Here is a 10,516-nt window from a genome sequence, read left to right on the forward strand (position 1 = left end):
TGGAGGATGAAGGTTATTTCAGACGGCCATTGAATAAACATCATTAATAAAATAAAGAGCTTAAAGTCATTATAAATGAAAAAATCCTGGATTTTCTAGATCCAGGACTTTTTTATTATCAATTATTAAATCTTGTTTTAGAATTTTATGGAAACACTTCCCAGGAAACGGGCTGGTGCCTGTGGTGTTAAACGTACAGACCAGGTTTTTTCGTTGGTAATATTATCAAACTTTAGTCCTACTCTATATTTGGGCTGGTCGTAGAAAATTCCAAGGTCAAACATTGTATAAGACGGGATAATCACTTTAGCAGCCTGTGTATTGGTCTGATAAGAAGAAGATCCCATATTTCCACCACCACCTATTCCAACGCCTTTTAATTTACCTTGTGGTATTCTGTAGCTCACCCAGAAATTGAACATATTCGCAGGACCTGATAATGCAGGTCTTAATCCATTAACGGAAGGATTGGCATTGGTGAACTTACTGTCATTATAAGCATATCCCGCTACGATATTCAATCCATCAAAAGGATTAGCTGTTAACTCTGCTTCAAACCCTTTGCTTAATTGCGCTCCATCCTGAATAGAATAGTTGATATCATCCGGATTGGTTCTTAAAATATTATCAACACGGATATTATAATAACTCAATGTCCCTACCAATCTATGATTGAAAATATCTCCTTTCACTCCCAATTCCAACTGATTGGCATATTCTGGTTTGAATGAATTTCCATTAATATCTACTCCGCTCACGTTATTGAAACCATTCATATAATTTCCAAACAGGGAAACTTTATTTTTTACTATTTCATAAACAAGGCCTAATTTAGGAGAGAGTGCCGTTTGCGCATAGGGTCCAGCCTGTGTTCCACTGTTACTCAGACCTCCTTTTATCTGTCCTGTGGTAATATCATAAACTCCTTTAAACTGGAACCTGTCTACCCTCAAACTAGCCATTACCATTAGCTGATCTGTTACATTGAAAACATTCGAGACATAAGCAGCATATGTATTATCACTGTTATTTTCTTTTCTTACTGCAGAAGTTGCTGTAAGAGCATCAATTGTATTTCGGTTTACTCTAAAATCTGCAGAGGGATGAACAAAATTAAACACCTTGGTATTGGTATGATAACGGTCAAAATGATTAGAGTTGTTATAGTAATCTAACCCTACCACCATTCTGTTTCTGAAACGTCCGATATGAAAATCACCGATAAAATTCTGCTGTATATTTGTGGCGATAAATGAAGTGGTTCCCACCATCACCTGAGCACTTGCTGTAGAATCTGTTTTTCCGTTGATTGCAGAAATATAACCATTAATTGTTGATCTTGCTCGGGATATGATCGTTTGAGATGTCCAGTTTTCTGATACTTTATAATTGAGCTGGGCAAAGATATTCATCATCTGCGTTTCATACGCAAGGTCATCACCGAGGAAGTTTTTATAGTAAGGGAATTTCATATCGGCAATAGATTGCATTTTATTACTTCCTGTATAAGGATTAAAACGTACCACTGAAGTTCCTTTGGCCTGATTAAACTCTACATCCAGAAGAAGCGACATACGATCATTGATCTGATAGGAGAAACTTGGTGCAATGGCCAATGAATTGGTAAAACCTAAATCCTGAAAGCTTTTTTCAAAGGTTCCTGCTGCGTTGAGACGGAAAAGTACTGTTCTGTCTTTATTAACAGGAGTATTTACATCTACTGTTAATCGGTTATAATCCCAGCTTCCGCCAACATATCCTACTTCACCACCAAATTTGTTATAAGGCTTTTTGGTTACACGGTTGTACACTCCACCATAGCTGCTTGCCACATTTTTCCCGAATAAGGTTGCAGAAGGTCCTTTTATAGCTTCAATACGTTCAAGATTAACAGGATCAATCACTGAAAAGGCAGCTCCCGCTACTCCATTTCTTGCATTAGGCTCCATTTCAAACCCTCTTGAACGGAATGTTACCCTTCCCTGGTTGGCAATCATAGGAACACCTGCTCCCGGTACATTTTTAGAGATGCTTCCAAGATCTACAGCCACCTGCTCCTGAAAAAGTTCTTTGGTTACGGTATTGTACACCTGAGGATTTTCCAGATTCTTTAAAGGAAGTCTTGCGACAAATCCACTTTCTTTCTTAGAAAACCTGTTGACATTTTTCATAATGACTACTTCCTGTATTGCCTGGATGTTTTCTTTAGTCAACTGATAATCCAGTGTTGTGCTTTCTCCAGCCTTTACTTCAACAGGAATACGTATTTCTTTAGATCCTAAGATTTGTAGTTTTACAATATAGGAACCTGCATTTATATTTGTAAAACTATAGTTCCCATCATCATCCGTTAAGGTCTGACGATCTGCCTCCAATAATGAAACGGATATTGCTCTTAAAGGCTGTCCATCCACCATATTAACCTTACCGGTTATTCCGCCTTGCAGCTCCTGTGCAGATAGTTGGGTTATACTTAGTAAGGAAAAGAAGAAAATCAGAAATAGCTTAGACCATTTTATCATTTTACCCGATAAAACATTCTCGTGCCTTGTTTCATGGGCATAGGATATCGACTTCATCAGAAGTTCACATTCGCTTGATCGTATCATTTTTTTCAGCCTTATTTAAAATAATTATAAATAAAGATGCAAAATAAAGGATAAACAAATTCCCCCACAATATTAATTTAAATTATTCTAAATAAAAGACAAAAATCATTATTTTAGTTTTAAAAAGAACCTCTTAAAAACGATACTCATACACCCATTCTCATCAATAATCTTATGCTACACTTTCTACTATATCCTCGCAATCTCCTTTTAACATTGGATTTGGAAAATATTCAAAATAGAAATATTGAGTTTTCCATATTTTACTAACAAGTTATCCACAATTAATCTTATGATGAATTTACTCCTTAATTTATCTTGGGCTTACCTGTTTTTGCTAAATTAGCCCCATGGTTATAAAACCCATAGCGATCAAATCATGGAAAATCAGGTTAAAATTTTGAGAGAGAAAATGAATATGACTCAAAATGATCTTGCTGAGAAATCAGGACTTTCTCTTCGGACTGTTCAAAGAGTTGAAGCTGGAAATATTCTGAAGGGTTTTACATTAAAAGCACTTGCAAAAGCTTTGAACATTCAACCGGAAGATCTTATTATTACCCCAAAAGAAGAAACTAATATCCAACGAGCTAAAAAGATTAATTTATCTGCTCTGGCCGGGCTGGTTATTCCGTATGGAGGAATTATTTTTCCTGCAATTTTAACTTATCAAACAAAGGATTCCAAAAACAAAGAACTGGGAAAAAGTATTATCTGCATCCAGATCATTATCTCAGTAATTTTTTCTGTTCTCATGATTATCAGCCCGTTTATTCAAAAGCTGTTTTCTTTAAAATTTCCACTTTTTATGATTCCTTTACTCCTGTTTTTATGCTTGAAACTATTCATTATCATCAAAAATGGAATCAGTCTGAACACAACACAGGATTTAATTATTAAACTGAAAACCAACTTTATATAAAAAAAGACATAGAACTGTCGTAAAATTGTCGCATTGTTTTTACGCAAAACCAATACAGGATTTCCGAATCTTGTACAAAAAATCAGCATGAAAATAATAAAGAGAACTGGCTTCATCGTCTTAGCCCTACTCATCATTACGACTCTGGGAGGATACATTTATTTTGACCGGAAATTTACTCCTGAAAAGAATTATTTAACAGTGTATAATGAGAGTGGAACTATTCCCATCAAATGGATTGGAAAAGATAAAAATGCATTACTTGTGCCCATCTATTTTCCTAAAGACACTACCACTTACTATCTTCAATTTGATACAGGAGCTGTTTATACCGAGTTTTACAGCAGAGCAATATCAACATTAAAAGGGATTTCTATCAGGAATGAGCGGGCTATAACCTCATTTTACATCGGAAAAATGAACTTCACTTCCGATCAGATTAAAATATCCAATACAAGAAAGCCTTCAGACAAAGATAATCCTGTAAAAATCATTGGTACTCTTGGCGCTGATATACTTGAAGATAGAAAAACACTGATTAATTTCAGAGATAATTGTATTGTTTTCAATCTATCCAAAGAACCGGATGAATTTCATAATCATCTTATTGATTTTAAATTTAAAAAGAGAAAAATTATTATTCAGGGCAATTTAAAGGGAAAAGACGAGAAATTTCTGTATGATTCCGGTACCAGTGCTTATGAACTCTTGACCAATAAAGAAAACTGGGAAAGTTTAAGATTACCTCAGTCAAAAGTTATGGTAGAAAAAGCCCAGTCGAGGCCCAATATTTTAGTTACTTATACAACAAAGACAAATCATACGATCAGTTTTAAAAATAAAAGCCTACCCCTCAATGAAGTAACTTATGTAGAGGGATTTTCCCCAACTCAATATATGCTGATGAAATTTTCAGGAATGTCCGGAATGTTGGGTAATAAGATCTTTTTAAACCAAAAAATCTACATTGACTGTTCAAAGGAAAAAATCGGGATTGAATAAAATTTACATTCATTTTTATGATTGGTTGTTATTCCCAAATCTTTCCTAAATCAAGCCCTTATTTTGTCATGTTTTTAAACAGTATTGAAGATTTTTGAATAAACATTCTATTCATAAAGCCTTATACATTTGTTATGACAAAATATATTCTCTGCGAATCGCTGATATTTTTATCTAACCTTATGATTTCGCAGGTATTAATAGTAATAGTAAAACAGTTATCATGATGTCCGGTATAAGAAAAATCCTTATCATATTAGGTATAACAGGTTGTTTGGGAAGCCTTGTAAAAGCACAGATCAGTCCGCCTGGTCTTGGAGATGCCGACACTGCATTCTGGTCGGCTTTTGGAGTAAAACGTAATCTGGATTCTTTGGGAAAGAAGCAAACCATGAGCTATATTGCTATTGGGCGAAAAAGCACTCCGGATAACGATAATCTGTTTGCTAAACAGGCAATTTTTGTGTTGAATCACGAATTTTATCATTCTTTTGCACCTCATCAGCAATACAGTTATGCGCTAAGCTACCGCCGACAGCCTGAGTATGAGAAAGAAGCTCCTTATGATAAAGAAGGTATAGAACAGGAATTCAGGATTTATGGTCGTTATGCTTATACTTTTGATCTTGGAAAAAAGTTGAAGCTTAAAAATACGGTTCGTCAGGAATTCAGAAAGTTCTTTGATGCGGATTTTCATAAGGTAGATGAAGATTTTCAGTTGAGAACCCGTATCAAAAGCCAGTTGACTTATAATTTATCTCCAAAGAACAATCAGAAACTGGCATTAAGCGCTGAGGCACTGTTTTCCATTAGTCATCTCAATGAACATGACCAGCATTGGAACTCTTTTGGATATCGGGAATTGCGGCTAGCGGCTTATTATATGTTCAATATTCCAAATTCTCCTTTTACAGTGGATATCGGCTATATGGATGATCTAATCAGAGGCAGCAGAAGTATCCGTCATGGTGGGGTTCATTATCTGGCAGCAGACCTCATCTGGAATATTCCTCATAAAAAGAAAGAAACAACAAATCAGGATCATCTTGATTAACCTTCTATATATAAAAAATCCCAACCATTTCCGGCTGGGATTTTCGTTGGAAAATATAGGATTCTCCGCAATATAATTAAGTATGAATGTGGTGTGAAATTTTAATTGCATAAGGTCAAGAACTGACGGCTCATCTGCACCTTGAATTTTGCTTCGGCTCTGGACTGGGCATAAATGGTATGTTCAAAAGCCTGGATCGTTTTTAACTTCTGATCGATATATTCTGCAATCTGTACAATAGAAAAGATAAAATCCCTATACAGTGCCATATCTACCGTCTGTCCATAATAAGGAAGATAAGCTTTAAGGAAAGGAATGGTCATCTGATGCCTGTTATAGCTCACACAATATCCTGCTCCTTCTCTGGAAGTCACAATATCATAATCATTGATGTAATCCAGGATATTTTTACTGCCACTTAAGGCTTCTTTATTTTTTGAGCAATAGCGGTTGATCTTATCCAGAATATGTTGCGCATATTCCATCATGGAAATGGTTTTCCATTCAAAAACATGATTCAGTCCTTTTTTGGGTGATGTTCCATTCTCACAGCCTGTACAGAAGGAAATACCTATCTTTTCATGATAGGGAAAGAAACAATCTTTTATTTCAATGGCTGCATCTGCCTGCAAACTATCATCAGCAAAATTATAATAGAGATAAGGGCTATACATACCTGCTAACGTTTTCAGATAATCTGCCTCACTAGCATTATGATATTCTTCAAACCATTTTTCAAGATGATCGTAATAATGGCTTTCAAAGTCTTTAAAGTTTAAGTAAAGTGGCAATTCCATAACTCTGTAATTTTGATATGACAAAGCTATTGCTGTAATGCGACAAAACTTGACGCATTATATTTTTTTTAAAGACACAAGAGGAAGAGACAAAAGATGTGAGACGATCATCAGCAAATCAGCAATCATGAATGATTAAATGTCAATAGTAAATTTTGCTATGCAAGTGAATTGACCTTTCTATTCTCTACAAAATCCGAATCACGAACTTCGTAACAACTCTTATTTGTCATAATTTTTCATCATAAACTCGAAATAGTGAATCATTTTCAGATAGTTTTCTATACTGAGATATTCGTTTGTACTGTGAATACTTTGCTGTTCTGAGCTATTGATTCTGATCGGCATGAATCTGTAAACGTTTTTGCTTACAATTTCATATTTACCGGCATCGGTTCCGGCCATGGTAAGATAGGGTGAAACAATAGCTTCGGGATAGATTTCTTTTACTCCTGCCTCAATTAACTTAAATGCTTTGGTATTGGATGGAGATATGGCAGAAGCTTCTCTTGTATTGTCGATTTCTTCTACCTCAACGTCAAAACCTTTTGTAACTTTTGCAATGTGTTCACGCACGTCTTTTACTGTATTTCCGGGAAGAAGCCTGAAATTGACTACAAATTCAACTTCCGGAGAAAGTACATTGGTTCCGTCACTTCCTTTCATCATCGTTAAAGCCGTTGTAGTTCTTACCAATGCATTGGTTGTATTGTTTTTGGTAAGTTGTGAGATCAATATAGGTTTTAAAAGCCATTGGTTGGCGAGTGCCATTCTGGTGGTAAAGGGCATTGCTCCACCAATATTATCAAAAAACTCTTTAATTAGTGGAGTGATCACTGGCTTCATCTGATCATCTTCCAGCCTTTGCATAATGACCGCTGCTTTTCCTATCGCACTTTCCATAGGTGGCATCGAGGAATGTCCTCCCAATCCTTTTACCTTTATTTTTGCAGAAAGAAAGCCTTTTTCAGCGCATCCTACTACCGCTACATCGGCGTCTACTCCAGCTACATTTCCTTTTCTCATAATCAGTCCACCTTCATCGTAAACAGCATCAAACTTCAGTCCTTTTTTCTTAAAGTAATCGGCAATCTGAATGGCTCCTTTTTGTCCGCCTACTTCTTCATCAAAACCAAAAGCCAGATAGATATCGCGCTGAGGAATCTGTCTGCTTTTAATCTGATTATTCATCGCTTCCATCAAAGAGAAAAGCATCCCCTTCATGTCTATAGCTCCTCTGCCATAAATTCTACCATTGGCCACTGTTCCTGAAAAGGGAGCAAAATCCCAGTCTTCAGCCACCTTTGCAACAGGCTCTGCCAGCTTATCATCCGGTCTGAAGATATTTTCAGTAGTATTTTTAATATCAGCATCTCCTGGCGGAACCACATCCATATGGGAAAGGAATAAAATGGGTTCCAGTTTGGGGTTACTTCCTTTCAGTCTGAATACTAATCCGTATTTATTAACCTCAACATTTTCTGTATTCTGATAGACTAACGGATAGGTTGTTTTCAGGTATTCTTTAAACTGTTCAAAGGGAACATAATTAAACTCTCCTAAGCTTCCTGTAGAAACGGTAGGGATCTTTATGCCTCCAGAAAACCTTGCTACTGCAGAATCATTCTTTACAGGCTTCCATCCTTCTCCAGCTCCTGAAGTGCTTTTCTTAAAAGGATAAGTGTAAGTTTTAACTAATACTATAGCAGCAAGAATAATGAGAATTCCCAGAATGGCCAGAAGAACTTTTTTCATAACAGGATGATTTTGTGAAATGGTTTGGTTCTATAAAGATAACAAAGTATTTGGTCTTTAACAATTCTAAAGGAAAGGAAGATGGAAGATGGAGGCTGGAAGTTACTATTGGATTATTTATCAATGATCGTATGTCAATAACTTTCTTTTCCCAACTTCTATCTTCCTACTAATTTTATTGATAATGATTATTTATTTCGAACTCACAGTATCTAATGAATGATGTCTTAATTCAAGATCTCATTCATTTGAGTTAAAATAACAGGTTTTCCATCCGTAATTAAAATGGTATGTTCGTGTTGTGCCATATAACCGCCTTTGTTCCCTACCATAGTCCAGCCGTCTTTCAATTCTACAGCAAGATTTGAGGAAGTGGAAATAAATGTTTCAATCGCTACTACTGAGTTTTTCTTAAAACGTCTGGTATCAAACCGATTTTTATAATTTAACAACTCATCAGGTTGTTCGTGTAAACTTCTTCCTACTCCATGTCCGGCAAGATTTTTAATGACTTTAAAGCCTTTTTTCTTTGCTTCAGTTTCCATCAGAAATCCAATATCTGCTATTCTTATACCCCCTTTTATATTCTCAATGCCTTTTTGAAGAATATCCTTGGACGCATCTACCAACTTCTGGTGTTGATTGATATCTTTCCCAATCACAAAGGATCCGCCATTATCAGCCCAATATCCGTTGAGTTCAGCGGAAACATCAATATTGATAAGATCGCCTTCCTTCAAAACTCTTTGATGGGTGGGAATACCATGACAAAATTCATTATCTACACTTATGCAGGTCCATCCGGGAAATCCATAGGTAAGATAGGGTGCAGACTTGGCTCCGAAATCAGCAAGTATTTTAGCTCCATATTCATCAAGCTCCTTGGTAGTCATCCCCGGCTGAGCATATTGCGTCATCTCTTTCAAGGTATAAGCCACTGCTTCACTCACTTTTTGCATTCCGATTAACTGATCGTCATTGGTAATTGACATGATGTTATTTTTTGGTTAGGTTAGAATTTCAATACTAAGGAATACCATAGTACTGATAAATACAAAGTTAAAGAATAAAATTTTGTTTTTAAATATAAGCTGAGTGTAAGAAAAGAACTCTTTCAACGGCAAGGGTTCTTTTTATTTCTTGTATTAGGTTTTTGACAGCTCAAAGTCTGGAGACTTTGCTAGTTAAGAACTATGCTGCGCAGCTGGGCAGCAATTCCACCTTAACTAGTGGATTATTTAATTAGTAATAAGTCCGTGGAGTATTCGATAAAAATAAATTAACACTGTCATTCTTTTTACTAACATACAGATATTTATAGTTTGTAATATCTTTCTTATTCAAAAGAATTTTCTGATCACCTAAATTAACTGTAAATTTTTCACAGCTCGATTTTTGTAAGTAATAGTCTGCTAAATTAGTGGTATTATCTGTTGTTATATTTTTGTTAAACACTTCTTTAGAATCACATTGCAGAGAAACCTTTTCATTATCAAAGTTATTTTCAAAAAAAACATTGATAAAATTCCCTTTTATATCTATTTTTTTTTGTAATTCTGTCAAATTAGGTTTTGCGTTTTCTTTGCTTAAAGTATAATTATGTCTTTGTTGACATTGGCAAAAAAATGATACGATTAAAAACAAAATAATTTTTTTCATAATTAGTCTTGGTTAAATGGTGATATAGATTGATTGTTTTCTGTTTCAACTTTAGTAGTTGTAGGTACATTCTTTTTAATTTCGCTAAATTGTTCTTTTGTTAAAGTTTTCCCATTTGTATCAGAAGACATTAGATTAACAAATTTCATACTTTGTTTTATGTGTGGTGGATTGGCTGGATCTACATCATGTCTTAATCCAACAGTATGCCCAAATTCATGACTGGCTACTTCTCCAGTTTCAGAACCTAATATAGACATAATTTGAATTCTATTTGATTGTGAATTTCCAATGTTATTTACCTTGCCCATCGTAAGTGGGCTGCTTACTCCTTCAATTTTGTCTACGAAATCTATATAATAGTCGCCTGATGACACACTATTTACAAATTCAATATTATTTACTTTAGTACTAAGTGATACACCTTCGCTGTCAACTCCAGAATAAATATTTTCCATTGTTTTAATAAGTTCAGCTGTGATGAAGACAAGCAAACTATTTTCCGGCTTGTAGAAAAAATGCTTACCAATAAAAAGTTTAAAGATTTTTTCGCTAAAAATTCTGCTGCTTTATAAAATAAATTTATTCAAAGAAAAGCAGAGGTGAACTTTAGACTTTGCTATTTAAGAACTATGCTGCGCATTAGTCCTCTGCTTTTCCTTGAATATTGTTGAACAGCTTCAAATAGAATGATAGATTTCCAGATCTAATAAAGGCT

General features: G+C 35.1%; 9 protein-coding genes. 3 read left to right on the plus strand and 6 right to left on the minus strand.

Going from position 1 to position 10,516, the window contains the following annotated elements:
* Positions 1-137: 137 nt before the first annotated feature.
* The gene (locus tag J2772_RS22360) at positions 138-2,609 is read right to left on the minus strand and encodes a TonB-dependent receptor domain-containing protein (protein ID WP_209920745.1); all 2,472 of its coding nucleotides are present in this window, start codon (positions 2,607-2,609) and stop codon (positions 138-140) included.
* Positions 2,610-2,988: 379 nt separating this feature from the next.
* Here J2772_RS22360 and J2772_RS22365 point away from each other — a divergent pair, with 379 nt between their 5' ends.
* The 3 genes from J2772_RS22365 (at position 2,989) to J2772_RS22375 (ending at position 5,587) form a co-directional block, all read left to right on the plus strand.
* The gene (locus J2772_RS22365) at positions 2,989-3,531 is read left to right on the plus strand and encodes a helix-turn-helix domain-containing protein (protein WP_209920747.1); all 543 of its coding nucleotides are present in this window, start codon (positions 2,989-2,991) and stop codon (positions 3,529-3,531) included.
* Positions 3,532-3,618: 87 nt separating this feature from the next.
* Positions 3,619-4,533 carry a hypothetical protein gene (locus J2772_RS22370; RefSeq protein ID WP_209920749.1) on the plus strand — a complete coding sequence of 305 codons (915 nt, stop codon included), beginning with the start codon at positions 3,619-3,621 and terminating at the stop codon, positions 4,531-4,533.
* A 223-nt stretch (positions 4,534-4,756) separates the two neighbouring features.
* On the plus strand, positions 4,757-5,587 hold the full coding sequence (locus tag J2772_RS22375; RefSeq protein ID WP_209920750.1) for a DUF2490 domain-containing protein: 831 nt from the start codon (positions 4,757-4,759) through the stop codon (positions 5,585-5,587).
* A gap of 101 nt (positions 5,588-5,688) precedes the next feature.
* On the opposite strand, the gene J2772_RS22380 is transcribed toward J2772_RS22375, so the two are convergent.
* From J2772_RS22380 to J2772_RS22400, 5 genes are all read right to left on the minus strand, one after another.
* Complete coding sequence (locus J2772_RS22380) at positions 5,689-6,384, minus strand: hypothetical protein (RefSeq protein WP_209920753.1); 696 nt, start codon at positions 6,382-6,384, stop codon at positions 5,689-5,691.
* Between the two features lie 222 nt (positions 6,385-6,606).
* Complete coding sequence (locus J2772_RS22385; protein ID WP_209920755.1) at positions 6,607-8,139, minus strand: M20/M25/M40 family metallo-hydrolase; 1,533 nt, start codon at positions 8,137-8,139, stop codon at positions 6,607-6,609.
* Between the two features lie 227 nt (positions 8,140-8,366).
* The gene (map, locus tag J2772_RS22390; RefSeq protein WP_209920757.1) at positions 8,367-9,131 is read right to left on the minus strand and encodes a type I methionyl aminopeptidase; all 765 of its coding nucleotides are present in this window, start codon (positions 9,129-9,131) and stop codon (positions 8,367-8,369) included.
* A gap of 250 nt (positions 9,132-9,381) precedes the next feature.
* Complete coding sequence (locus J2772_RS22395) at positions 9,382-9,798, minus strand: hypothetical protein (protein WP_209920759.1); 417 nt, start codon at positions 9,796-9,798, stop codon at positions 9,382-9,384.
* 2 nt (positions 9,799-9,800) lie between these two features.
* Positions 9,801-10,256 carry a hypothetical protein gene (locus tag J2772_RS22400; protein ID WP_209920761.1) on the minus strand — a complete coding sequence of 152 codons (456 nt, stop codon included), beginning with the start codon at positions 10,254-10,256 and terminating at the stop codon, positions 9,801-9,803.
* Between the last annotated feature and the right edge of the window lie 260 nt (positions 10,257-10,516).

The organism is Chryseobacterium jejuense (assembly GCF_017877355.1).
Classification (GTDB): Bacteria; Bacteroidota; Bacteroidia; order Flavobacteriales; family Weeksellaceae; genus Chryseobacterium; species Chryseobacterium jejuense_A.

Excerpts from the sequence above, each read along its gene's own strand:
- J2772_RS22365 (WP_209920747.1), top strand. The coding sequence starts at position 2,989 with ATGGAAAATCAGGTTAAAATTTTGAGAGAGAAAATGAATATGACTCAA.
- J2772_RS22380 (WP_209920753.1), bottom strand. The coding sequence starts at position 6,384 with ATGGAATTGCCACTTTACTTAAACTTTAAAGACTTTGAAAGCCATTAT.
- J2772_RS22400 (WP_209920761.1), bottom strand. The coding sequence starts at position 10,256 with ATGGAAAATATTTATTCTGGAGTTGACAGCGAAGGTGTATCACTTAGT.
- J2772_RS22375 (WP_209920750.1), top strand. The coding sequence starts at position 4,757 with ATGATGTCCGGTATAAGAAAAATCCTTATCATATTAGGTATAACAGGT.
- J2772_RS22360 (WP_209920745.1), bottom strand. The coding sequence starts at position 2,609 with ATGATACGATCAAGCGAATGTGAACTTCTGATGAAGTCGATATCCTAT.
- J2772_RS22395 (WP_209920759.1), bottom strand. The coding sequence starts at position 9,798 with ATGAAAAAAATTATTTTGTTTTTAATCGTATCATTTTTTTGCCAATGT.
- map (WP_209920757.1), bottom strand. The coding sequence starts at position 9,131 with ATGTCAATTACCAATGACGATCAGTTAATCGGAATGCAAAAAGTGAGT.
- J2772_RS22370 (WP_209920749.1), top strand. The coding sequence starts at position 3,619 with ATGAAAATAATAAAGAGAACTGGCTTCATCGTCTTAGCCCTACTCATC.
- J2772_RS22385 (WP_209920755.1), bottom strand. The coding sequence starts at position 8,139 with ATGAAAAAAGTTCTTCTGGCCATTCTGGGAATTCTCATTATTCTTGCT.